26 protein-coding genes are annotated in these 23179 nt (G+C 69.6%); 15 read left to right on the top strand and 11 right to left on the bottom strand.

The window, feature by feature from the left end; all coding sequences use genetic code 11:
- Position 1: 1 nt before the first annotated feature.
- Genes AL346_RS19330 through AL346_RS19320 form a run of 3 tightly spaced genes read left to right on the top strand, consistent with a single transcriptional unit; the run spans position 2 to position 3991 of the window.
- On the top strand, positions 2–1087 hold the full coding sequence (locus AL346_RS19330) for a sodium:calcium antiporter (protein WP_019404373.1): 1086 nt from the start codon (positions 2–4) through the stop codon (positions 1085–1087).
- On the top strand, positions 1084–3630 hold the full coding sequence (gene ctaD, locus AL346_RS19325; RefSeq protein WP_019404372.1) for a cytochrome c oxidase subunit I: 2547 nt from the start codon (positions 1084–1086) through the stop codon (positions 3628–3630). The genes AL346_RS19330 and ctaD overlap by 4 nt, the downstream gene beginning before the upstream one ends.
- A 1-nt stretch (position 3631) precedes the next feature.
- The gene (locus tag AL346_RS19320; protein ID WP_019404371.1) at positions 3632–3991 is read left to right on the top strand and encodes a hypothetical protein; all 360 of its coding nucleotides are present in this window, start codon (positions 3632–3634) and stop codon (positions 3989–3991) included.
- Positions 3992–4011: 20 nt separating this feature from the next.
- Here AL346_RS19320 and AL346_RS19315 read toward each other — a convergent pair whose 3' ends face one another.
- The 3 genes from AL346_RS19315 to AL346_RS19305 form a co-directional block, all read right to left on the bottom strand.
- Positions 4012–5949 (bottom strand): hypothetical protein, encoded by a 1938-nt coding sequence (locus AL346_RS19315; protein ID WP_026015514.1) that lies wholly within the window; start codon positions 5947–5949, stop codon positions 4012–4014.
- A 108-nt stretch (positions 5950–6057) separates the two neighbouring features.
- Positions 6058–6654, bottom strand: a complete 597-nt coding sequence (locus AL346_RS19310) for an HD family hydrolase (protein WP_040405481.1) — start codon at positions 6652–6654, stop codon at positions 6058–6060.
- Between the two features lie 161 nt (positions 6655–6815).
- Complete coding sequence (locus AL346_RS19305) at positions 6816–7445, bottom strand: hypothetical protein (protein WP_019404368.1); 630 nt, start codon at positions 7443–7445, stop codon at positions 6816–6818.
- 244 nt (positions 7446–7689) lie between these two features.
- On the opposite strand from AL346_RS19305, the gene AL346_RS19300 reads away from it, so the two are divergent.
- The 9 genes from AL346_RS19300 to AL346_RS19260 all read left to right on the top strand — a co-directional run bounded on the left by AL346_RS19300 (position 7690) and on the right by AL346_RS19260 (position 16502).
- Positions 7690–8151, top strand: a complete 462-nt coding sequence (locus AL346_RS19300; protein WP_019404367.1) for an Rrf2 family transcriptional regulator — start codon at positions 7690–7692, stop codon at positions 8149–8151.
- On the top strand, positions 8141–9025 hold the full coding sequence (locus tag AL346_RS19295) for an NAD(P)/FAD-dependent oxidoreductase (RefSeq protein WP_019404366.1): 885 nt from the start codon (positions 8141–8143) through the stop codon (positions 9023–9025). The genes AL346_RS19300 and AL346_RS19295 overlap by 11 nt, the downstream gene beginning before the upstream one ends.
- Before the next feature lie 187 nt (positions 9026–9212).
- Entirely contained in the window at positions 9213–10448 is a 1236-nt protein-coding gene (locus AL346_RS19290) for an ABC transporter substrate-binding protein (RefSeq protein WP_019404365.1), read from the top strand.
- A gap of 115 nt (positions 10449–10563) precedes the next feature.
- On the top strand, positions 10564–11496 hold the full coding sequence (locus AL346_RS19285) for a carbohydrate ABC transporter permease (RefSeq protein WP_019404364.1): 933 nt from the start codon (positions 10564–10566) through the stop codon (positions 11494–11496).
- Positions 11496–12380 (top strand): carbohydrate ABC transporter permease, encoded by an 885-nt coding sequence (locus tag AL346_RS19280; RefSeq protein WP_019404363.1) that lies wholly within the window; start codon positions 11496–11498, stop codon positions 12378–12380. Before AL346_RS19285 ends, AL346_RS19280 begins: the two co-directional genes overlap by 1 nt.
- 3 nt (positions 12381–12383) lie before the next feature.
- Positions 12384–13463 (top strand): ABC transporter ATP-binding protein, encoded by a 1080-nt coding sequence (locus AL346_RS19275; protein ID WP_019404362.1) that lies wholly within the window; start codon positions 12384–12386, stop codon positions 13461–13463.
- Between the two features lie 60 nt (positions 13464–13523).
- Positions 13524–14291, top strand: coding sequence for a sugar phosphate isomerase/epimerase (locus tag AL346_RS19270; protein ID WP_019404361.1), 768 nt, complete (start codon positions 13524–13526; stop codon positions 14289–14291).
- 5 nt (positions 14292–14296) lie between these two features.
- Complete coding sequence (locus AL346_RS19265; protein WP_040405479.1) at positions 14297–15472, top strand: Gfo/Idh/MocA family protein; 1176 nt, start codon at positions 14297–14299, stop codon at positions 15470–15472.
- Positions 15473–15503: 31 nt separating this feature from the next.
- Complete coding sequence (locus AL346_RS19260) at positions 15504–16502, top strand: Gfo/Idh/MocA family protein (RefSeq protein WP_019404359.1); 999 nt, start codon at positions 15504–15506, stop codon at positions 16500–16502.
- A gap of 12 nt (positions 16503–16514) precedes the next feature.
- Here the strand turns inward: AL346_RS19260 and AL346_RS19255 are convergent, their stop codons facing one another.
- Positions 16515–17435: an alpha/beta fold hydrolase gene (locus AL346_RS19255; protein WP_019404358.1), complete on the bottom strand. Its 921-nt coding sequence runs from the start codon at positions 17433–17435 to the stop codon at positions 16515–16517.
- Positions 17436–17495: 60 nt separating this feature from the next.
- On the opposite strand from AL346_RS19255, the gene AL346_RS19250 reads away from it, so the two are divergent.
- The 3 genes from AL346_RS19250 to AL346_RS19240 all read left to right on the top strand — a co-directional run bounded on the left by AL346_RS19250 (position 17496) and on the right by AL346_RS19240 (position 19159).
- Positions 17496–18164, top strand: a complete 669-nt coding sequence (locus AL346_RS19250) for a TetR/AcrR family transcriptional regulator (RefSeq protein WP_019404357.1) — start codon at positions 17496–17498, stop codon at positions 18162–18164.
- Positions 18130–18603: a Cys-tRNA(Pro) deacylase gene (gene ybaK / locus AL346_RS19245; protein WP_019404356.1), complete on the top strand. Its 474-nt coding sequence runs from the start codon at positions 18130–18132 to the stop codon at positions 18601–18603. The genes AL346_RS19250 and ybaK overlap by 35 nt, the downstream gene beginning before the upstream one ends.
- A gap of 103 nt (positions 18604–18706) precedes the next feature.
- Positions 18707–19159 carry a pyridoxamine 5'-phosphate oxidase family protein gene (locus AL346_RS19240; RefSeq protein WP_019404355.1) on the top strand — a complete coding sequence of 151 codons (453 nt, stop codon included), beginning with the start codon at positions 18707–18709 and terminating at the stop codon, positions 19157–19159.
- A 22-nt stretch (positions 19160–19181) separates the two neighbouring features.
- Here the strand turns inward: AL346_RS19240 and AL346_RS19235 are convergent, their stop codons facing one another.
- From AL346_RS19235 to AL346_RS19205, 7 genes are all read right to left on the bottom strand, one after another.
- The gene (locus tag AL346_RS19235) at positions 19182–19478 is read right to left on the bottom strand and encodes a hypothetical protein (RefSeq protein WP_019404354.1); all 297 of its coding nucleotides are present in this window, start codon (positions 19476–19478) and stop codon (positions 19182–19184) included.
- 128 nt (positions 19479–19606) lie between these two features.
- Positions 19607–20389, bottom strand: coding sequence for a sulfur oxidation c-type cytochrome SoxA (gene soxA, locus AL346_RS19230; RefSeq protein WP_019404353.1), 783 nt, complete (start codon positions 20387–20389; stop codon positions 19607–19609).
- Positions 20386–20706: a thiosulfate oxidation carrier complex protein SoxZ gene (gene soxZ, locus AL346_RS19225; RefSeq protein WP_019404352.1), complete on the bottom strand. Its 321-nt coding sequence runs from the start codon at positions 20704–20706 to the stop codon at positions 20386–20388. Before soxZ ends, soxA begins: the two co-directional genes overlap by 4 nt.
- Positions 20703–21176 (bottom strand): SoxY-related AACIE arm protein, encoded by a 474-nt coding sequence (locus tag AL346_RS19220; RefSeq protein ID WP_019404351.1) that lies wholly within the window; start codon positions 21174–21176, stop codon positions 20703–20705. The genes soxZ and AL346_RS19220 overlap by 4 nt, the downstream gene beginning before the upstream one ends.
- Positions 21177–21179: 3 nt before the next feature.
- On the bottom strand, positions 21180–21620 hold the full coding sequence (gene soxX, locus AL346_RS19215) for a sulfur oxidation c-type cytochrome SoxX (protein ID WP_050996761.1): 441 nt from the start codon (positions 21618–21620) through the stop codon (positions 21180–21182).
- Positions 21617–22858 carry an FCSD flavin-binding domain-containing protein gene (locus tag AL346_RS19210; protein WP_019404349.1) on the bottom strand — a complete coding sequence of 414 codons (1242 nt, stop codon included), beginning with the start codon at positions 22856–22858 and terminating at the stop codon, positions 21617–21619. Before AL346_RS19210 ends, soxX begins: the two co-directional genes overlap by 4 nt.
- 22 nt (positions 22859–22880) lie before the next feature.
- Positions 22881–23171 (bottom strand): c-type cytochrome, encoded by a 291-nt coding sequence (locus AL346_RS19205; RefSeq protein ID WP_026015510.1) that lies wholly within the window; start codon positions 23169–23171, stop codon positions 22881–22883.
- Positions 23172–23179 lie beyond the last annotated feature (8 nt).

Below are 23179 nucleotides of genomic sequence, written 5' to 3'. Positions count from 1 at the left end.
GATGCCGGACTTCGCCTCCTTCAGCCCGCTGCTCAACATCGCGCTCTTCGCCGTCGCGGCGGTCGTCGTCTGGCTGGCCGGGGCCCGGCTCGCCCGCTATGCCGCGGCCATCAGCGCCGTGACGGGGCTCGGCCAGGCCGTCATCGGCATCGTCCTGCTTGCCGGCGTGACGTCGCTTCCCGAGATCGGCGTCGTCCTCACCTCGGCGGCGCGGGACAATGCCGACCTCGCGCTCAACAGCATCTTCGGCAGCATCGCCCTTCAGGTGGCGCTGCTCGCGGTGGTCGATTTCGTCATCGGCCGCAGGGCGCTGACCGCCGTCGTCCCCGAGCCGGGCGTCATGCTGCAGGGCAGCCTCAACATCATCCTCATCGCCACGGCCGCGGCGGCGATGATCGTCGGCGACGTCCCCGTCCTGGGCATCGGGCTGTGGGCCTGGGGGCTGATGCTGGCCTATCTCGCCTGCGTGTGGGTGCTCGCCGGCGCCGAAGGGCGGCGGCCGTGGCTCGCCGCCCGCGACGGCCGGGTCGACCGCGCGATCGTGGAGGAGCCTGCCGCAGGCGGGCAGGGCGGGCGGAAGGGCGCGCACGGCGGCAGCGCGCAGGACAGTCTGTCCTCGCTCGTGCCGCGCACGGCGGTGGCCGGCATCACCATTCTCATCGCCGGCTTCATCCTGGCGCAGTCCGGGGAGGCCCTGGCGGACCAGACCGGCATCGGGTCGAGCTTCATCGGCTTCGTCCTCGTCGCCTTCGCGACGTCGCTGCCGGAACTGAGCACGGCCCTGTCGTCGGCCCGGCAGGGTCTCTTCACCATGGCCATTTCCGATATCCTCGGCACCAATCTCATCAATGTCGCCATGGTCTTCCTCATCGACCTCGTCGCGCCCGGCGAGCCGGTGATGACGCGGGCGGGCGCCTTCTCCGTCTTCGGCGCGCTGCTGGCGGTCGTCGTGACGGCCCTGTTCCTCGCCGGGCTTGCCGAGCGGCGCGACAGGTCGCTGCTGCGCATGGGCTACGATTCCATCCTGGTGCTCGCCGTCTATGCCGGCGGCCTCGTCTTCCTCTACCTCCTGCGGCAACAGCCATGAACCGCGCCGGACCCGACGACCTGCCGAATGCGCTGCCCCGCCCGCCGGGCGAGGAGGAGAAGCTCAAGCGGATATGGGCGACGCCGCGCGGCTGGCGCATCCTGAGCGCGGTCAACAACACCGTCGTCGGCGTCGCCTATCTCGGCTTCGCCTTCCTGTTCTTCCTGCTCGCGGGCGTCGTCGCGCTCGTCATGCGCGCCCAGCTCGCGATGCCGGGCAACGATGTCGTCGGCCAGGACCTCTATAACCAGCTCTTCACCATGCACGGCACGACGATGATGTTCCTCTTCGCCGTGCCGGCGATGGAGGCGCTCGGCGTGCTCCTGCTGCCGCAGATGCTGGCGGCGCGCGACCTGCCGTTCCCGCGCCTCAGCGCCTTCGCCATCTGGGCCTATGTGATCGGCGGGCTCGTCTTCTTCTCCACCATCTTCTACGGCCTTGCGCCGAAGGGTGGCTGGTTCATGTATCCGCCGCTGACGCTGACGGAATATTCGCCGGGCGACAACGCCGATTTCTGGCTGCTCGGCATCGGCTTCATCGAGATATCCGCCATCGCCGGCGCCATCGAGATCGTCGTCGGTACGCTGCGCACGCGCCCGCCGGGGATGAGCCTGACGAAGATGCCGATCTTCGCCTGGGCGATGCTGATCTTCGCGGCGATGATCATGTTCGCCTTTCCCGCCGTGATCCTCGCCACCATGCTGCTCGAGATCGAGCGGGCCTTCGGCTGGCCGTTCTTCTCGGCCGAGAAGGGGGGCGATCCGCTCCTGTGGCAGCACCTCTTCTGGTTCTTCGGCCATCCGGAGGTCTACATCATCTTCCTGCCAGCGGCGGGCCTCGTGTCGATGATCGTGCCGGCCATGGCGCGGCGGCCGCTCATCGGCTACCGGCTCATCGTCGTCGCGCTCATCGGCACCGGCTTCTTCAGCTTCGGCCTGTGGGTGCACCACATGTTCGCCACGGGCCTGCCGGCGCTGAGCCTCGCCTTCTTCTCGGCCGTGAGCATGGCGGTGGCCATCCCCTCCGGCATCCAGGTGTTCTCCTGGATCGCGACCATCGCGGCGAGCGAAGGCCGCTTCCGCATCACCATCCCGTCGCTCTTCGTGCTCGGCTTCCTCGCGATCTTCACGCTCGGCGGGCTGACGGGCGTGATGGTGGCCCTCGTGCCCGTCGATCTGCAGGTGCACGACACCTATTTCGTCGTCGCCCATTTCCATTACGTGCTCATCGGCGGCATGGTCTTCCCGCTGTTCGCCACCTTCTATTACTGGGCGCCGATGGTGAGCCGCCGGCGCCTGTCCGAGAGGCTCGGGCGCATCGCGTTCTGGCTCATGTTCATCGGCTTCAACATCGCCTTCCTGCCGATGCACCTGACGGGCCTGCGCGGCATGCCGCGGCGCGTGTGGACCTATCCCGGCGATATCGGCTGGGACGTGCTGAACATGATCTCGACGGTGGGGGCCTTCGTCCTTGCCGCCGGCGTCCTCGTCTTCATCGTCGATCTTCTGCGCAATTTCCGCCCGACCGCCGGCGGTGGCGGCACGGGCGATCCCTGGGGCGCGGGCACGCTCGAGTGGCTGCCGGGCGATGTCTATGCGGCGCGCAGCATTCCCCTGGTGCGCAGCCGCGAGCCGCTCTGGGACCAGCCGAACCTCGCCCGCGAGGTGGAGGAGGGGCGCCATTTCTTGCCCAATGCACCGACGGGCGGGCGCGAGACGCTGGTCTGCTCGCCGGTCGAGGCGAAGCCCGAATACGTGCTGCAGATGCCGGGGCCGGGCTGGTCGCACGTGCTCGCCGCCATCTTCATGGCGGGCTTCTTCCTGCTGCTCACCGTCAAGCTCGTGGTGCCGGCCGTTCTGTCCGGCATCGCCTGCATCATCGCCTGCATCTGGTGGGGCTGGAGCCTCGATCCGGGCCCCGTCAAGGGCAACGTGCCGATCGGCGCCGGCATCGTCCTGCCGACCTATGTGAGCGGACCGCGCTCGCACGCGTGGTGGGCGATGATCGTCCTCGTCTTCGTCGCCACCTCGCTCTACATCGCCTATGTGTTCTCCTACCTCTACCTCTGGGTCGTCTCGCCGGACGCGTGGTCGCCGCACGGCGCGCCGGCCCTGCCGCCGGCCATCTGGCCGCTCGCGAGCGGCGCGCTCGTCGCGGCGGGGGCGGCGGCCATGCTCCTCGCGGGGCGGCGCCTGCCGGTGCCGGGACGGCCATCGGCCACGGCACCGCTGCTCCTCGCCTTCGCTGCCCTCGCGATGACGGGCGCCGTGGTGCTGGAAGTGCTCGGCCACTGCTACAGCGGGCTGCGGCCGGGCCAGAACGCCTATGCGGCGGCCACCTATATGGCGAGCGTCCTCAACGTGCAGGTCGGCATCGCCGTCGTGCTGCTTGCAGGCTATGCGATTGCGCGCAGCCTCGCCGGCCGTCTCGACGCCGTGCGGCGCGTCAATTTCGACAACTGCGCCATTCTCTACCTCTACGGCGCGGTGCAGATCCTGCTGTCGCTCCTTCTCGTTCACGGCTTCCCACGGATGGCGGGGTGACATGCGCAGCGAGCCGACGGCGTCCTTCTGGGGCACACTCCTCTACATCCTCGCCGGGCCGATCCTGTGGGCGGTGCAGTTCACGCTGATCTATGCCGGCCATACGGCCGCCTGCCTGCCGGCGGTGCCGGAAACACTCGCCGTTCCCCTCGTCGCCGTCCCGACCGTCGCCGCCGCATTGGCCGCCGTCGCTTTCATCCTCCGGCAGGAGGCTTTCGCCCGGGCGCTCGGCGCGCCCGAGCCGCCGCGCGCCGCAGCCCTTCACGCCATCGCGCGCATCGCTGTGCTGCTCGCGCTCGTGGCCGTCATCTGGAGCGGCTTCGCCCTGGCGCTGGTCGACAGCTGTCTCGCAGGGCGCTGACGGCCCGGGAGGGCCGCCAGCTAGCGGCGGTCACGGCCGTCGAGCGAGAGGAGAAAGGCGATCAGCGCATCCTGCTGCGCCTCCGTGAAGCCTTCTGCGGCATCGACGTAGAAGTCGTGGCCCTCGCCGCTCACGTTCGTCGCCCGCGGCCGGGCGTCCTGCCTGTTCGCGTCGATCACGCGGCGCCGCAGCTCGCGGTCGACAAGGGCGCGCAGGGAATTGGCCGGGTCCGGCCGCACGCCGGCATGGACCGTGCCCGGCAGGCCGATGTCGCGCTCCGGGTCCGGCCCCACGGCGACGCCGCCGTCGTGCAGATAGGGTGCCGTCCAGCGCAGGCCGACGAGGCCCTTGACCTTGTAGCCACCCCGGCCATCGGCCGCGAAGGCGAGTTGCAGTTGCGCCGCCTCGTCCTCCCCGACGGGGACGGGAAGCGTCTTCGGCGCCTGTGGCAACGGCACGGACGTGTCGGGCGTATAGAGGACCGGTGGCGCCAGGTTCTGGCCCTGCTTCATCAGCGCCTGCGCCCGCGACGGCTGCGTTCCGATCTCGGCGACCGGCAGGACCCGGTTGTTGGTATAGCCGGGCCCGGCGTGGCATTGCCCGCAGCCCGCCTCCTCGAAGACCTGCCGGCCGAGCGCGACCGCGTCGCCGGCGGGCGGCGAGGGCGGCGGCAGGAGCGTTTCCTGGAAGGCGGACATGGCGCTGACATGGTGCCAGATCGGATGATCCGGCTCGCTCGCGAGCACGCTGTTGGTCGCGACGTAGCTGCCCTTGGGAAACGAGGGCAGGGCCACCGAGCGGATGAGGGCGGGCCCGGCCGGCCAGGGTGTCGCGGCCTTCAGGACCTCGCTCGGCCGCCGGCCGCCATCCGGATCGAAGCGCAGGTCCGGGTTGGCGGCATTCTGCAGGAGGATGCCGAGGTAGAGTTCGGGGTCCATGTCCAGCAGCGCATCGGCCGCCTCGGCGATGGTGGTCATGTCGGCATTGAGGCCGTGCACGTTGTTGGTGAGCGTGTTGAGCCCGCGAAACGGCCCCACGGCGGCAAAGCCGCTCCAGCCGAAGGGATGGTCGTGGCGGGTGAAGCTGTCGGGGATCTGCGTCGGGTTGTTGATCCCGTCCGGGGTCGAATCGAAATTGCCCGGTGCCCAGGCGGCGAGCATGTCGTCGACGGCCCGTTCCGTCGCCGCTGGATCGGGCAAAGGCAGGACTTCGCCGTTGCGCCCCGTGACGGTGCGGGCGGGATCGGTACCCTGCCGGTCGATGCCGTTGATATCCACGTGGCCGAGATAAGCCGCCGAATTCGTCGCCATGGCGAGCAGGGGGCCGACGGCGAGATCGGCATTCGGTGCGCCTTCGACGACACGGCCGCTTTCGGGGTCGACCGTCGCATGGCAGAGGGCGCAGGTCGCGCCCACGCGGATGGTGCCGCGGTCGTAGACCACCTTCATGCCGAGCGGCGCGAAGCTGCCACGCGGCACGTCGATGCCGGTGGAGACGAGGGTTCCCTTCTCGTAGGTCCTGCCGCCGAAGGTCACGGTTTCGGCGAGTTCCACCTGAAGGTCGGTGGTGCCGCGACCCCGCAGCTTGAGGACCGCCTTGGCGACCTGGAAGGGCGTCAGCGCGCCGCGCGTCAGGCCCATGACGTCGGTCATGAACCACTCGTTGCCGAAGGTCTCGTTGTAGAACGCCCGCCGGCCGAGCTGCCGCAGGTCCTCGTCGACACGGATGGCGCCCTCGGCCGGCGACAGGCGGCGCCTGCCGTCATCCGTCTGCTGCAGCTCGTCCGCCTCGCTCCGGGTGATCTCCCTGCCGAGAACGTCATAGGCCACGTCGAGCGTGCGGCGCTCGGGATTGAGGAGGTCGGAGGTCGCTGGCACGGGCGCGTATTCGAAGCGCACCAGGAAGGCGGCGGCGACCAGCGTGGCCACGATCGCGAGGAGGACGAGAAGCAATCTCATGACGGGTGGCGCGGTTCCATCACGGCACGGCAGGGAGAGGCAAGGATGGCGTCGGTCCCCCCAACCGCGCCCGGCCCCGTCTGTTCCGCCGTATCGTCCGCGTCGCGATCAGCCGGGGATGTTGCTCGATGCGCGCATGCGCGCCCGCGTCGCCTCGTCCACCAGAGCGCGGATCTCGGCCAGAAGCGGGTGGCGGGCAGTGTGCTGCACGCCATAATCCAGGTTGAAGGCGTAGTCGAAGCCGGGCGGATTACGGCCGACATTGTGCTGGAGCATGGTTTCCAGCTTGTCGAAACCCTTGGCCAGGATGGCTTCTGGCGTCGCGGCGGCGTTGTATTCGTCCCACAGGGCGAGGATGTCGCGATTAAGGTCCTCGGGCAGGGGCGCGCAGAGCTGCATCAGGTCCGCCCGCTCCCGGGCCGCCTTGTCGTCGTCGGCGCGCTGGTCGATGGCGGGGATGTCGCCCGAGATCGCCTCGCCGAGATCGTGCACGATGCACAGCTTGAGCAGGCGATGCAGATCGCAGCCGGCGAGCTCCTTCTCGAACATGATCACCAGCAGGCACAGGCGCCAGCTGTGCTCGGCGGTGCTTTCGGCGCGGCCGTTCGACGTCCTGCCGCTGCGCAGCGTGTCCTTCAGCCGCTCCGCCGCCTGGATGAAGTCGATGATGCCGGTGAGCCTTTCGCTGTCGATCACGGGTCGCATGCCGCTGTCCTTCGGGGTCTTCGTGCTGCGCCAGCGCACGGGCGGTTTCGGCCCCACGAGGCGCCGAATCTCTCGATAGCCGATCGTTCCGACGCATTTTCGACACCGCCGGTGCCGTGTGGAAAGGCCCGGGAGCGTTCCTGCGAGGCCGCGGCTGCAGGTCAGCCAGTTCGCCGCCGTGCGCCCTGGCTGGAAAGACCCTGCACCTTCCACTCGCTGAGCGGCAGGATGTCGGGCGCTCCGCCCATCGGGGCGTACCAGGAATCGACCGCCCAGTCGGTGCCGCCCGCATCGCGGATGACGGCGGTGGAGTGGAAATAGCGGCCGTCGAGGAGGAAGCCGCGCGAGGCGACGGACCCCACCGTGTGATGGCGCAGGAGATCGTGCTCGGCGAGATAGAGGAGGAGGGCGCGCGTGTTGGTCGATTCGTCGATGCAGTCCATCTGGCCCGCTTCGCCCGAGGCGCCGAAGCGTGAGCGCGGCTCGTCGCGGATGCCGATCACGTCGAAGGCGCGGCGCTCGAAATAGCGCACGGCGTCCGAGATCGCGGCGCGCTCGGCGGCCGGGGATCGACGTCCCGCCGCGAGGATGGCGGCGAAGCGCCGGGCATCGGCGGCATCGAGGGCAAGGCTGGCCCTGAACCAGCAGCCGTAGCCGTGGCAGACGTGGATCACATCCTGCGCCGCTGCCGGGCGGCCGGCGCCGTCGACGGCAGACAGGAGGGAGAGGAGCAGGAGGAGCGACAGCAGGCGGCCGCTCCTGGCGCTGATTCCCGGCAGCGAGACGATCATCCGGAGCCTCTCGAACGCAGACGCCGCGATCGGGAGCAAACCTGCCGGCTCGCCCCCAGCCGTCGAGAACTATAGCGCTCGCTGCACCTTGCACCAGCATCTGCCGCCGGCGGGTGCCTGCCTGGACTCCATCAGTGCAGACCGAACACGGATTTCATCTGACCCGGCAGGTGCTTGTGGGGGCTTCTGCCACCATTTTCCTCGCCGCTTGCACATTCCCAAGTTTCGTAATATCAAAAGTTACATGAAGCGCGACAGCCGTCTTTCCTCCGTCCTGCATGCCCTGCTGCATATGGCCGCCCACGATGCGCCCATGACGTCGGACGTGCTCGCCCGCTGCATGGGCACGAACCCGGTCGTGGTGCGGCGGACGATGGCGGGGTTGCGCGAGGCAGGCCTCGTGAAGTCCGAGAAGGGACACAACGGCGGCTGGTCGATCGCCTGCGACCTCGAGGCGGTGACGCTGCGGGATATTCATGCGGCGCTCGGCGAGCCCGCGGTCTTCGCCATCGGCCACCGCAACGAGGCGCCTGAGTGCCTCGTGGAGCAGGCGGTCAACGCCGCGCTCGACGATACCTTTCGAGAGGTGGAGGCGCTCCTGCTGGAGCGGTTCAGCCGCCTGACGCTGGCGCAGCTCGCCGAGGACTTTGCCCGGCGCCTCGCCGCCCATCGGCAACAGATGAGGAACAAGCCCGATGCAGTTTGACGTCATCGTCGTCGGCGGCAGCTATGCCGGCATGGCCGCAGCCCTCCAGGTGGCGCGCGCCCGCCGCCGGATCATGGTGATCGATGCGGGGCTTCGCCGGAACCGCTTCGCGCGGCATTCGCACGGCTTCCTGAGCCGGGACGGCCATGAGCCTGAGCGGATCGCGGCGGAGGCGCGGGAGCAGTTGCTCGCCTATCCGAACGTCGCCTGGACCGAGGGCAGGGCCGAGAGCGCCGAGCAGGTGGACGGCGGCTTCCGCATCGCGACGGAGGCCGGGGAAAGCTTCGAGGGACGGCGCCTCGTCCTGGCGCTCGGGGTGGTCGACCGGCTGCCCGACGTGCCCGGCCTCGCGGAGCGTTGGGGCAGGAGCGTCTTCCACTGCCCCTATTGCCACGGCTACGAGCTCGGCGGCGGCCCGTTGGGCGTGCTCGCCACCGGGCCCGCCGCGATGCACCAGGCGCTGCTCATCCCCGAGTGGGGGCCGACGACGCTGTTCACCAACGGCGCCTTCTCGCCGGGCGACGAGGAGCTGGCGCAGCTCGCCGCGCGTGGCGTGAGCGTGGAGGCCGTGCCGGTCGACGGCATCGCCGGCCATGCCGATGTGCATCTCGCCGACAGCCGCACGATCGCGCTCGCCGGCCTCTTCACGGTGTCCACGACCCGTCCTGCAAGCCCGCTCGCGGAGGAACTCGGCTGCGCCCACGAGGAAGGGCCGCTCGGGCCCTTCATCCGCACGGATGCCATGAAGCAGACATCGATCCCCGGAGCCTTCGCCTGCGGCGATGTCGCCCGGGCCACGGGAACGGTGTCACTCGCGGTGGGCGACGGGGCGCTCACCGGAGCGGCAGTGCACCGCTCGCTGCTCCTCGGCTAGCGCCACAGCCCGCGGCTTGAGAAAAGGCAATCGCACCAGACATATCGGGCGTGGCGCGCCCTCCGGCGGGGCGCCGGGTGCTGGCGTATCATCAATTCACGCTTGACACCGGTCGGCTTCCGCCCCAACCTGCTGAAAAAATGTAATCGATTACAAACGTCGATCGCAACGCTTCTGGGAGGAAGCCATGGGCTCGTTCTCACGCCTTTCAGCGTGCACGCTTGCTGTCACTCTGCTCTGCGGCACGTCCGCCTTCGCGCAGGAGAAGGCGGAGGTGATGCACTGGTGGACCTCGGCCGGGGAATCCGCCGCGGTCAAGGTCTTCGCCGACGCCTATACCAAGGGCGGCGGCACCTGGGTGGACAATGCCATCGCCGGCGGCGTCAACGCCCGTGCGGCGACCGTCAACCGCATGGTGGGCGGCAATCCGCCGACCATGGCGCAGTTCAACACCGGCAAGCAGTTCGACGAGCTCATCGAGAACGGCCTCCTCATCGACGTCGAGGCGATCGCCGAGGCCGGCAAATGGCGCGAGCTGATGCCGAAGCCGATCATCGAGGCGAGCGTTCGCGACGGCAAGTTCTACGCCGTGCCCGTCAACATCCACGGCCAGAACTGGATGTTCTACAACACCAAGGTCTTTGCGGACGCCGGGCTCGAGCCGCCGAAGACCTTTCCCGAGCTCATCGAGACGGGCGAGAAGCTGAAGGCCAACGGCATCATCCCGATCGCGCTCGGCGGCCAGCCCACCTGGGAGCGCAACCTGTTCAGCGCGGTCCTCGTCGGCCACGGCGGGGCGGACCTCTTCCGCAAGATCTTCGGCGCCCGCGACGTCGAGGCCGCCAAGAGCGACAAGTTCAAGGAAGTGGCCGAGCTCTACGGCAAGATGCGCGGCCTCGTCGACCCCGGCAGCCCGGGGCGCAACTGGAACGATGCCGCCTCGCTCGTCATCACCGGCAAGGCGGCCATGCACTTCAACGGCGACTGGGCGAAGGGCGAGTTCATCGCCGCCGGCCAGACGGCGGGCAAGGAATATGGCTGCACGATCGTCGGTGATGGCAAGCTCGTCATCGGCGGCGACGTCTTCGTCTTCCCGGTGACCAAGGACGCCGGCGCCCAGGCGGCGCAGCAGAAGCTCGCGGCGGTGCTGCTCGACCCCGAGACCCAGCTCGCCTTCAACAAGAAGAAGGGCTCCATCCCCGTGCGTCTCGATGTCGACGTGTCGAGCATGGATGCCTGCGCCCAGAAGTCCCACGCCGTGCTGAAGGATCCCGCCAACCAGGTCGAGGCGACGGAGATTATCAGCACGCCGAACTTCACCGGTGCCATGCAGGACGCCATCACCCAGTACTGGAACACGTCCTCCATGTCGGCCGACGCCTTCGTCGAGAAGGTCGTCACGGCGATGCGCAGCGCAAGCTGACCCGCGGCGCCGGTCCGGCCATCGCCCGGACCGGCCTCACGCCCGTTCCAACCTCTGCCAACGCAGGCCGCCGCGCCGCTCCTCCGGGAGGCGGGCGGAACCGGGAGGAGGTCCCATGGCTACCGTCACCGTCCGTGCCGCCGCGACCGGCGCCGCGGCGCCAGCGGCACGCCCGCGCATCGGACGAGGCCTTCCCGCCGCGCTCGCCCTGGTGCCGACGGCGCTCATCGTGCTCGTCGTCTATGTCGGCTGCATGCTGTGGACCGTGCGGCTGTCCTTCACGAGCTCGACGCTGCTGCCGAAGTTCGACTTCGTGGGCCTCGCGCAATATGAGCGGCTGATCGTCAACGACCGCTTCGTCGTCTCGGCACAGAACACCGTCATCTTCGGCGTCCTGTTCATCGCCGGCTGCCTCGTGCTCGGCTTCCTGCTCGCGGTCTTCATCGACCAGCGGGTGAGGGGCGAGGGCGCCTTCCGCACCGTCTTCCTCTTTCCCTATTCCATGTCCTTCGTGGTGACGGGCGTTGCCTGGCAGTGGTTCCTCAACCCCGGCCTCGGGCTCGAGAAGCTCGTGCGCGACATGGGCTTTTCCAATTTCACCTTCGACTGGCTCGTCAACCAGGAGATGGCGATCTACACCCTCGTCATCGCCGGCATCTGGCACGGGGCGGGGCTCACCATGGCGATCCTCCTCGCCGGCCTGCGCGGCATCGACGAGGACCTGTGGAAGGCCGCGCGCGTCGATGGCGTGCCGCCCTGGCGCTACTACCTCTCCATCGTCCTGCCCCTGCTGCGGCCGATGGTGGTGACCGCCACCGTGCTCCTCGCCATCAGCGTGGTGAAGCTCTACGACCTCGTCGTCGCCATGACGGGCGGGGGGCCCGGCATCGCCACCGAAGTGCCGGCCAAGTTCGTCATGGACCACCTCTTCGAGCGCAACAACATCGCGCTCGGCACCGCCGCCGCGACGCTGATGCTGGTGACCGTCGTCATCATCATCGCGCCGTGGATCTACGCCCGCTACGTGCGCAGCAAGGGGAGGCGCTGATGAGCGCGTCGCTGCCCAGCGGCCCGCGGCCGCGCCGCCTCACGCCCGGCCGCATCGGCCTCTATGCCTTCCTCCTCACGGCGGCGGTCTTCTTCCTCCTGCCGCTGTGGATCATGCTCATCACCTCCTTGAAGCCGATGGAGGAGATCCGGCTCGGCAACATCCTTGCGCTGCCCATGGCGCCGACCCTCGAAGCGTGGGGCAAGGCCTGGTCGTCGGCCTGCACGGGACTCGACTGCAACGGCATCAGCGTCGGGTTCTGGAACTCGGTGCGCATCCTCGTGCCGTCGGTCATCCTGTCCATCGCGCTCGGCGCGGTGAACGGCTACGCCCTGTCGTTCTGGCGGGTGAAGGGGGCGAACGTCCTCTTCGGCGTGCTGCTCATCGGGGCCTTCATCCCCTACCAGGTGTTCCTCTATCCGCTGGTGCGCATCTTCTCGCAGATGGGCATCTACAATTCGCTCACCTGCATCGTGCTGGTGCACGTCATCTTCGGCCTGCCGACGATGACGCTGCTCTTCCGCAACTATTACGCGGGCATCCCGATCGAACTGTTCAAGGCGGCGCGCATCGACGGCGGCGGTTTCTGGACCATTTTTCTGCGCGTCATGCTGCCGATGTCGGTGCCGATGCTCGTCGTCGCCACCATCCTCCAGGTCACCGGCATCTGGAACGACTTCATCTTCGGGCTCACCTTCGCCGGCCGCGAAAACCTGCCGATGACCGTGCAGCTCAACAACATCGTCCACTCCACCCAGGGCGAGCGCGCCTACAACGTCGACATGGCCGCCACCATGCTCGCGGCGCTGGTGCCGCTCGTCGTCTACTTCGTCTCCGGGCGCTGGTTCGTCCGCGGCATCGCCGCCGGCGCAGTGAAAGGATGATCCATGTCGGCTGTCTCCATCCGTGACGTCTCCGTCGCCTTCGAGGCGGTCCGCGTCTTCGACGGGCTTTCGCTCGACATCGAGGAGGGCGAGTTCGTCGTTCTCCTCGGCCCCTCCGGCTGCGGCAAGTCCACGCTGCTCAACGCCGTCGCCGGTCTCATCGACGTTGCCGACGGCCAGATCTTCATCGGCGGGCGCAACGTGACCTGGGAGGAGCCGAAGGACCGCGGCATCGCCATGGTCTTCCAGTCCTACGCGCTCTACCCGCGCATGAGCGTGCGCGAGAACATGTCCTTCGGCCTCAGGATGGCGAAGACGCCGAAGGCGGAGATCGGGCGCCGGGTGGCCCAGGCGGCCGAGCTCCTGCAGATCGGCCACCTGCTCGACCGGCGGCCGGACCAGCTCTCCGGCGGCCAGCGCCAGCGCGTCGCCATCGGCCGGGCGCTCGTGCGCGATGCCGCCGTCTTCCTCTTCGACGAGCCCTTGTCGAACCTCGACGCCATGCTGCGCAACGAGTTGCGCGTCGAGATCAAGCGCCTGCACGCGCGCCTCGGCAAGGCGACGATGATCTACGTCACCCACGACCAGATCGAGGCGATGACGCTGGCCGATCGCATCGTCGTCATGCGCGACCAGAAGGTGCAGCAGATCGGCTCGCCCGCCGAGATCTACGGCCGGCCGGCCAATCTCTTCGTCGCCGGCTTCATCGGCGCGCCGCAGATGAATTTCCTCAACGGCCGGCTTGAGGCCGAGGGCGGCGGCCTGTCCTTCGTCGCCGGCACCTTGCGCCTGCCGCTCGCCGGCTATGCCTTCAACGGCGCGCCGCCCGTCGGCCAGGAGGTCGTGCTCGGCGTGCGGCCGGAGCATCTGGCGCTCGCCGAGGCGGGCCTCTGGCAGGGCTTCGGCGTCGACATCGTCGAGCCGATGGGCGCCGACACGGTGCTGTGGTGCTCCGACGGCACCCATACCCTGCAGGTGCGCACGACCGGGACGAGCCGGATCACGCGCGGCGAGCGCGTCGGCCTCGGCCTCGATCCCGAACAGGCTTCCCTCTTCGCCGCCGATACCGGCGAGCGCCTGTGAACCCTCCCTCGGCCGGCGCGGGCGTTCCGCGCCGGCCTTTCCGCTATGCATGAGGCTCTCATGTCCGTCACCGATTGCCTGTCGATCCAGCTCTACACCCTGCGCTCGCTCGAAGACCTCGACCGCATCCTCGATACGGCGGCCGAGGCCGGCTACCGCCGGGTCGAGACCGTGGGCTCGCAACTCGACGACGCCGCGCGCGTCAAGGCCAAGCTCGACGCGCGAGGGCTCGCCGCCTCGTCGAGCCACGTCAGCCTCGCGGCCCTGCGCGAGCGGCCGGAGGCCGTCGTCGAGGCCTGCCGCACCCTCGGCATCACCGATCTCTACATGCCGGCGGTGCCGCCGGAGGACCGGGACATGGCGGCGGAGGGCTGGCGCGCCGTCGGCCGCGAACTCGGACAGATGGCCGAGCGCTTCGCGAAGGAGGGCATCCGCCTCGGTTATCACAACCACCATTGGGAGCTGCAGCCGAAGGCGGGGCCGACGACGGCCCTCGAACTTCTCTTCGAGGGCGCCGGCGCGAGCCCGCTGACGTGGGAGGTGGACGTCGCCTGGCTGGTGCGCGGCCATGTCGACCCGAAGCCCTGGATCGAGCGCTACCGCAACCGGATCACCGCCGCCCATGTCAAGGACATCGCACCGGCCGGAGAGAACGAGGATCAGGACGGCTGGGCCGACGTCGGCGCGGGCGTCCTCGACTGGCGCGACCTGTGGCGTGTCTGCCGGGCGGCGGGCGCCAGGTGGATGGTGGTGGAGCACGACAAGCCGGCCGATCCCGCCCGCACGGCCCGGGCGAGCCTCGCCTTCCTCAACGGCATCGAAGGGTGATCGCCATGGCCAGTCTCAACGTCGGCATCGTCGGCTGCGGCGTCATCTCCGGCATCTATCTGAAGAACATCCTCGCCTACCGCGGCCTCACCCTGCGCGCCTGCGCCGACATGCGGCCGGAGGTGGCGCAGGCGAAGGCCGCCTCCGCCGGCATCGAGGCGATGAGCGTGGACCAGCTCCTTGCCAGCGAGGATATCGACCTCGTCGTCAACCTCACCGTTCCCGCCGCGCATTTCGGCGTCTCGCTCGCGGCGCTCCAGGCCGGCAAGCACGTCTTCTCGGAGAAGCCGCTCGCGGTCGATTTCGCGCAGGGGCGCAAGCTCGTCGACGAAGCCGAGGCGCGGGGGCTCCTGCTCGGCTGCGCGCCCGACACCTTCCTCGGCGCGGGCGGGCGACTCGCCCGCAAGCTGGTGGACGAGGGGGCGGTGGGGCGGATCCTGTCCGGCACCGCCTTCCTGATGTCGCACGGCATGGAGCACTGGCATCCGGATCCGGAGTTCTTCTTCAAGCCGGGCGGCGGGCCGATCCTCGACATGGCGCCCTATTACCTGTCGGCGCTCATCAATCTCGTGGGGCCCGTGGCCCGGGTCTTCGCCATGGCGAGCATCGGTTTTCCCGAGCGGGTCGTGACGGCGGAATCGCCGCGCAAGGGCGAGCGCATCACCGTCGAGACGCCGACGAGCGTCATGGCGCTGATCGAATTCGCCTCCGGCGCCCAGGTGACCTTCACCATGAGCTGGGATGTGTGGAAGCACGGCCATCCCGCCATCGAGCTCTACGGCACGGAAGGCTCCATGCGCGTGCCGGACCCGAACTTCTTCGGGGGTGTGGTCGAGACCACCGAGCGGGGCGGCGAGTGGCGGGGCCACGATGCCGGCGCCCTGGCGCTCGGAGCACCCAACTGGCGCGCGCCCAACTGGCCGCCGGAGATGCCGGACCGGGCGAACTACCGGGCGCTCGGCCTCGCCGATCTTGCCAGCGCCGCGCTCGCCGGCACGCCCCACCGCTCGACGGGACGGCTCGCGCTGCACGTGCTCGAAGTGATGCACCGCATCCTCGAATCCGCCGCGACCGGGCAGGCGATCGCCATCACCACGGCGCTGGACCGGCCGCCGGCCCTCGAGGAAGATGCCGCCGGCGCGCTGTGGAAGGGGCTGCCGGAGACGGCGAGCGCCGCCTGACGCGCGGGTGGCCAACAAGGGAGATGGGTCCGTGGAGCCTGTTCGCTGGGGCATCCTGAGCACGGCCAGGATCGGCCGGGAGAAGGTCGTGCCCGCCATGATGAAGAGCCCCTCGTGCAAGGTCGTCGCGGTCGCCTCGCGCGATCTCGAGGCGGCTCGCGCCATGGCGTCGACGCTCGGCATCGAGCGGGCCTACGGCTCCTACGAGGAGCTGCTGGCCGATCCGGAGATCGAAGCCGTCTACAACCCGCTGCCCAACCACCTGCACGTGCCGCTGACGCTCGCCGCCGCGGCGGCGGGCAAGCATGTCCTGTGCGAGAAGCCCATCGCGCTCGACGCCGCAGAGGCACGGCAGCTCGAGGCGGTGGCGGACAAGGTCCTCGTCGCCGAGGCCTTCATGATCCGCCATCACCCGCAGTGGCTCGCCGTGCGCGACATGGTCCGTGCCGGCGAGATCGGCGAACTGCGCCTCGTCAATGTGCTCTTCTCCTATTTCAACGCCGACCCGGCCAATATCCGCAACATGGCGGAGATCGGCGGCGGCGCGCTCTATGACATCGGCTGCTATGCCGTCGTCAGCGGGCGCTACCTGTTCGAGGCCGAGCCACAGCGCGTCGTCAGCCTTCTCGAGCGCGACCCCGCCTTCGGCACCGACCGTCTGTCGAGCGGCCTCGCCGATTTCGGCGGCGGGCGCCAGCTCGTCTTCTCGGTCTCGACCCAGCTCGTGCCCTTCCAGCGCGTCGAGGTGCTCGGCACGAAGGGGCGCATCGAGATCCGCATCCCCTTCAATGCGCCGCAGGGGGAGGGCACGCGCATCCTCGTCGACAGCGGCGCTGCGCATGACGATGCAGCGGCGCGTTTCGTCGCGATCGCGCCCTCAGACCAGTACACGCTGCAGGGCGAGGCCTTCTCCCGGGCCGTGCGGGGCGTCGCGCCGTTCGCGGCCGGCATCGAGGATGCCGTCACCAACATGCGCATTCTCGACGCGCTCTACCGGTCGGCGAAGAGCGAGGCCTGGGAAGGCGTCTGACGCAGCGCCGGTTCAGACCGCAATGACACGTCCGGGCCAGGGATTGCGGCCGTCGCGCAGCCACAGGAGCGTGTCGAGCCAGAAGCCCGACGCGTGGCTGTCGTGGAACAGGCCGAAATGGCCGATGGCCTCCCGGCCGTAATCGGCGGGGGCGAGACGCACGGCGGTTCGCGCGGCGCCGGTGTAATAGCCGAGCGCGCGGCGGATCGCCGGCACGGTGCCGAATTCGTCATCCGCCATGGTGACGGCGAGGATCGGCGCGGTCACCGCCGCCATGCGGGCGAGGACGTCGGGCCGCTCGGCCCGCGGATGGCTTTGCTCGAAACGCGGGCGGCGGAAGCTCCACTCGGTGGCGACGCCGGCCGGCAGGTCCTCCAGCCAGCCGAGGCGGCGGCCGGGGAAATAGCCGCAGGCGGCCGTCATGGCCGGCATGGCGATGTGCCATTTAAGGAACAGGGCGAGGCGCCGCTCCGGCGCATAATCGCCGCACCAGGCATATTGGGCGCCGACGGTCAGCATCCGGTCGATGAGCGGGGCGCTGCGCGCAAGGCCGGGCAGGAAGCCGCCGATGCTGTGGCCGACCACCATCAGCGGTCCCGTCCGCCGGCGGGCGTGCATCAGGCGGATGGCGGCGTCCATGTCGCGCTCGCCCCAGTCGCGCCAGCGATAGCCGCAGCCTTTCAGCTTCTGGGGCCGCGAGGCGCCGATGCCGCGGTAGTCGTAGGTCAGCACCTCGAAGCCGTGCCCGGCGAGGAAGCGGGCATAGCGGTGGTAATAGCGCGCGAGGACGCCCGTGGCCGGATTGACGATGACGCTGCCGGCGCTGTCTACGCGCGCCGGCCAGAGGCGGGCGCCGAGCCGCACGCCGTCCGTGCAGACGATCTCGCAGGCCTCGCCGTCCTCGACAGAAGGAAAATGGGCTCGCTCGTTCATGCCGGGAGGATAGGGGGCGGGGCGCGTTGTGTATATTCACTGGTCGGTATACGTTGGGGCATGGGTGAAAGGTCGGTCACGACGCGCGAGCGCATCATCAAGGCTGCGGTGAAGCTCTTCCACGGCGAAGGGATCCGCGCCGTCAGCGTCGACGCCGTCGCGGCGAAGGCCGGCGTCACCAAGCGCACGCTCTACTATCACTTCCGCAGCAAGGACGACCTGATCGCGGCCTATCTGGAGACCCGCGACCAGCCCAATCTCGTCGTGTTCAGGCAATGGTTCGACGAGGCCAAGGGCGATGTGGCCGACCGAGTGGAGGCGATCTTCCAGAACCTCGCCCGCTCGGCGCGCCACCCGAAGTGGAAGGGCTGCGGCTTCCTGCGCACGTCGGTGGAGCTCATCAACATGCCGGGCCACCCGGCCATCGTCGCCGGCCGGGCGCACAAGAAGCGGGTGGAGGACTGGCTGTGCGGCGTGTTCGTGGAGGCCGGCATCGAGGGACCGGATGCCCGGCAGCTCGCGCGGCAGGTCATCCTGCTCATCGACGGGGCCTTCTCCGTCGTGCTGCTCCACCGCGACCCCGGCTATATGGAAGCGGCCGGCGCGGCGGCGGCCAGCCTGGTTCGGGCGAGGCTCGCCGCCGGCCGCGCGAAGGATGGGCCGACCGGCGCCCCGATCACTGCAGGAGACCCGGATGTCGAAGGCGACGCGCGCGACGAAGATGCTTGAAGGGGCGGGCATCGCCTTCACGCTGCACAGCTACGCTTATGATCCCGATGCCGAGAGCACCGGCCTGCAGGCCGCCGAAGCCCTGGGCGAGGCGCCCGGTCGCGTGCTCAAGACGCTGATGGCGCATGTCGACGGCAAGCCCGTGTGCGTGATCGTGCCCTCCGACCACGAGGTGTCGATGAAGAAGCTCGCCGCCGCCTTCGGCGGCAAGTCGGCGCAGATGATGAAGCCGGCCGATGCGGAACGGATTACCGGCTACAAGGTGGGTGGCATCAGCCCCTTCGGGCAGATGCGGAAGGTGCCCGCCGCCATCGAGGAACGGGCGCTCGCCCATGAGCGCATCTATGTCAACGGCGGCCAGCGCGGGCTGCAGGTGCGGCTCAGCCCGCAGGATGTGATTGCGCTGCTCGGTGCCCGCGTGGCGCCGGTGATCGCCTGACGCCGCGAGCCGCGTATTCCGGTTGATGCCGGTCAAGGCGGGAGGGCAGGCGGGGCCGCTATGCTCGTTTTTCGCCGATGCCCTTCAGCGCGGGAGGCGATCGATGGACGAAGCGATCAGGAAGACGATACTGGCCTTGCTCGACGAGCATCGCATCATGACGGTCGCCACGCTCCGGCCGGACGGCTGGCCCCAGGCGACCACGGTGGGCTATGTCAACGACGGCCTCACCCTCTACTTCCTCTGCGGGCCCGACAGCCAGAAGGCGGCGAACCTCGCTGCCGACGACCGGGTGTCGCTGACGATCGACCATGACACGTCGGATCTGATGGCGATCTCGGGTCTCTCCATGGCGGCCCATGCCCATCCCGTGACGGATCGGGCCGAAGCCGAGAAGGTTCTCGGCCTCCTGCCGCTAAAATATCCCGAGCAGGGGCCGTTGCCGTTTCCCATGCCGACGCCCGACGACGTGCGCATCTTCCGGCTGACGCCGACAGTCATCTCGGTGCTCGACTATTCCAGGGGCTTCGGGCACACGGACCTCGTCACCTGCTGACGGGCCGGACGGCGCAGTCTCCTCAGATCGTGAGCGGGGACCGGCCCTCGCACGACCATGACAGGAGTTCCTGCTTGTTCGGCGCCGGCCGCCAGCTCTCGTCGGTCTTGGCCGGGCCGAAGAAGCTCGCCGGCTCCGCGTGGGCCGGGCTCCAGTCGCTCTTGGGGCCCGCGAAGAGACCAACGACGAAAAGGCCGGCGACGCTGAGGAGAACGAGCGTGTTGAGCACGGTGTCGACGGGATTGGCGGCGAGATGGTCGCTGATCTCGGACCAGCTCGCGAAGGCCTCGTCGTCGTGAAAGGGCAGGCGGCTCATCATGACGGCTCCTCGGTGATGAAGCGGCCGCATTCTCGGCGCCTGCCGTCGCAGAATTTTGCCCGGCGGAGGCCGAATTTGTCACAGGAGATGTCGGTTCCCGGGCTTGCGACATCTCGACAAACATTTCCTCAGGGACGCACCCCCGGCGTCTCCAGGGGCAGGCCCGCCGCGCGCTCCATGAGGTAGAGCTCGAGCTCGATGAGCTCCGGCGCGCCGAAGGCGAAGGGTTCCGCGCGCACGCCGATCATGCAGTTGCGCAGGCGGCGCTGCAGGGAGCCGACGGCCTGCCATTCCAGCCGGTAGAGAGGGTAGGCCGTCGGGTGGCCCTGGGGCATGACGCTGCCGCCGAGGCGCTCGCCCCAGCGCGCGTCGTGGCAGGAGCCGCAGGAGAGGTCGAGCTGGCCGATGCGCCGTTCGTAGAGCCGGCGGCCGTTGTCGCGGAACGGCGCCAGCCGCTCGTCCTGCGGCGGGCTGATCGGTATGCCGCGCGACTGGTGGGCGACATAGGCCGTCAGCGCGATGAGCTCCGGGCTCTCGTGCGGCAGGGGCGAGGCCTCCTGCCGCATCCGACGGCACTCGCCGATGCGGCCGGCAAGGTCGATGGGGCGGCCGCTTCTTTCGTCGAACGCAGGATAGCGGGCGGCGACGCCGCGCATGCTCGTTGCCGCTTCGCCGTGGCAGCCGCTGCAACTGCGCCCGCTCGCACCTTCGGGGCGGTTCCATAGCTGCTCGCCGTCGAGGACCGCGAACATGCCGGGATTGCTCATGTCGTCCGCCTGCATGGCGCGGTTCTCGGGGCTCATGAAGTCGGCGCCGGAGCGCTTGTCGGCCACGTCGGCGGCAGGGGCCGAGGAGCCCGCAAGGCAGGCGGCAAGGAGGCCGGCGAGGAGACGCGGCACACGCCCCGTCATGTCACCGTGATCTCCGTCTCCGCGGTGCGCGTCTCGCCGTCGTCGCCGGTCCAGGCGAAGGCGATGGTGCCGCTGTCGGTCGCAACCGCGGTGAAGGCGAGATAGGGATTGGCCGCAATCGCCGGGAAGAGGTCGGCGGAGAAGATCTCCTCGCCGTTCCAGGTGCAGACGAAGCGGTTGATGATATCGCGCGGGATCGCCTTGCCCATGGTGCCCGTGCGGAAGCCGGTCTCCATCGGGTGGGCAAGCATGGCGCGGATCTCGACGATCTCGCCGCGGCGCGCCGTCTTCGGCGCATTGATGAGGGCGCGGGTCATAGGAGGTCCTCGACGCAGGCGGCCAGCGTCACGATCACGTCGGCCCGATGCGACCAGAAGCTGCCGTCGCTCATCTCGGCGATGGCCGCCACGGTCTGGGAGGTGGCGAGGCGGATGCGCGTGGCGACCTCGGCGCGTCCCGCCCGTGGGCCGATGTGGAACACCGCGACGTCTGCCTGCGGGTTCTTCTCGTTGAACAGGGCGATGCGCCGCACGTGGTCGGTCTCGCTCATCGGGCTCTCGACCTTGACCGAGAGGCCGACAGCATTGCCGTTCTCGACGAGTGGCGGCACCGCGAGCTGCACCCGGCCGGTCTTCACGTCGGCGCCGCCGGTGAAGGTGCGGATGGCCTCCTCCAGCGAGGGGCGGGCGCGGGCAGTGCGCGGCGCGACGAGCGTGAGGGCCAGCACCGCACCGCCGGCGACGAGGTCGCGCCGGCGGAGGCCGCTGGTGGTCGCTTTGTCCCGCATGACTCACTCCTTCAGCGTGACGAGGAAGGCGACGACATCCTCGATCTCCTCGGCCGTCAGGATCGGCCGGTCGCGGAACGAGGCGGCGACCTGCGCGAGCCCGCCGGTGCGATAATAGGCCGGCATGATGCTGTCAGGGACGAGACGTTTCATGTCGACGACGCGCAGGCGGATCTGCCCCTCGCTCAGGCGGCTGCCGGCGCCGGCGAGCGTCGGAGCGAGGGTTCCCTGCAGGTGCGGATCGGGCAAGGGTGCCGCATGGCAGAGGATGCACAGGCTCCTGTGCCGGTCCATGACGAGGCGCCGGCCGTTCTCCGCATCGCCGGGGCGGCCGGTGAGGGAGCGGGTAATGGCGTCACCCTCCACCACGTAAGGCCGCAGCGGCTCGGCCGCCGCAGGCGGGGCGAGCATCGCGAGCACGCAAAGGCTGTTCCACCACCTCATCCGAAGACTTCGCCCGTGATGGTGTCGAACCAGGCTTCGGCATAGACCGCCTCGCTGGCGCGGATATCGGCGGGGGCATCGAGCGGGCTCACGCCGCCGGATCCCGCGACTTCGGCGAGAAGGCCCTCGCGCGGCTCGTAGACGCCGGCGATGGAGATGCCGTAGTCGGGCGCGGCGAGACTGTAGCAGGTGTTGATGAGCTTCGGCGCAGCCGGCTGCCCGCCGGCGAGCAGGGTGGCGACGGCGGCGGCGCAGGCCTTCGCCTGGGCATTGGCCGCGAAGGCGGATTTCGGCATGGCGCCGGCGATGGCCGCATCGCCGATGACGTGGATGCCGGGCCGGAGCCGCGATTCGAAGGTGACGGGATCGATCGGGCACCAGCCGGTGCGGTCGGCGACGCCGGCGGCCGCGGCGATGGCGCCGGCGCGTTGCGGCGGGATGACGTTGGCGACGGCAGCCTGATGGCTGCCGAACTCGGTCGTCAGCGTCTTCGTTGCGGCGTCGACCTCCGTCACCCGACCGCCGAAGGACAGCGAGACCCATTCGATCAGGCCCGGATAGAGCTCCTCCCAGGCCTCCTCGAAGAGGCGCTGCTTCGAGAAAGTGTCCTTGGCGTCGAGGATGAGGAGCTTGGAGCGCGGCTTGTGCGCCTTGAGGTAATGGGCGACGAGGCTCGCCCGCTCGTAGGGGCCGGGCGGACAGCGGAACGGATTGGCCGGCGCCGCGATGACGACGAGGCCGCCGTCGTCCAGGGCTTCGAGCTGCCGGCGCAGCAGCGCCGTCTGCTCGCCGGCCTGCCAGGCATGCGGCATCACCTCTGCGCCCGAGGCGCCGTAGCCGGGGATGGCGTCGAGCATCAGGTCGATGCCAGGTGCGAGGATGAGGCGGTCGAAAGCGAGATCGGAACCGTCGTCGAGCCGCAGCCGGCGGGCTTCGGCATCGATCGCGGTTGCGCTCGCGGCAACGACGTCGATGCCGTCGCGCTTCAGTCCGTCATAGCCGAAATACTGGGCGTCGAGGTCGCGCAGGCCGGCGAGGACGGCATTGCTGAACGGACAGGCGGCGTAGCGGGCCTTGGGCTCGACGAGCGTGACGCGGATGTCGGTGCCCTGCCGTTTCAGGGCGCGGGCCGCGCTCGCCCCCGCGAAGCCGCCGCCGACGACGGCGACATGGGGCGGGGCCTGGGCGAGAACGCGCGGGGCCGCGAGCGCGGCGGTGCCGGCGGCGAGCCCCGCCACCACCGTCCTGCGGCTGACCGTACTACGGCCCGGCCGCGATCCACTCGGCGATGGCGCGCGCTTCCTCATCCGAAAAGCCCTTCGCAATGCGATCCATGACGGTGGCCGGCCGCTCGCCGCTGCGGAAGGCCGCCATGGCGGCCGCGATCTCGGCGGCGGGCCGGCCGGCAAGGCCCGGGACCGGGCCGCTGCCCGCGGGCGCGTGGCAGCCCGAGCAGGCGGTTGCTCCGGGCGGTGCCGGCAGCGGCGCCCTCTGGGCCGCGTGGGGGCTTGCGGCCCAGAGGGCGGCGAGGAGGGCAAGCCCTCCACGCATCAGGCGGC

It is taken from the genome of Chelatococcus sp. CO-6 (assembly GCF_001271345.1).
In the GTDB taxonomy this organism is placed as follows: domain Bacteria; phylum Pseudomonadota; class Alphaproteobacteria; order Rhizobiales; family Beijerinckiaceae; genus Chelatococcus_A; species Chelatococcus_A caeni.
The sequence above is the reverse complement of the archived record's forward strand: the minus strand, read 5'-3'. Positions and strand labels throughout refer to the sequence as shown.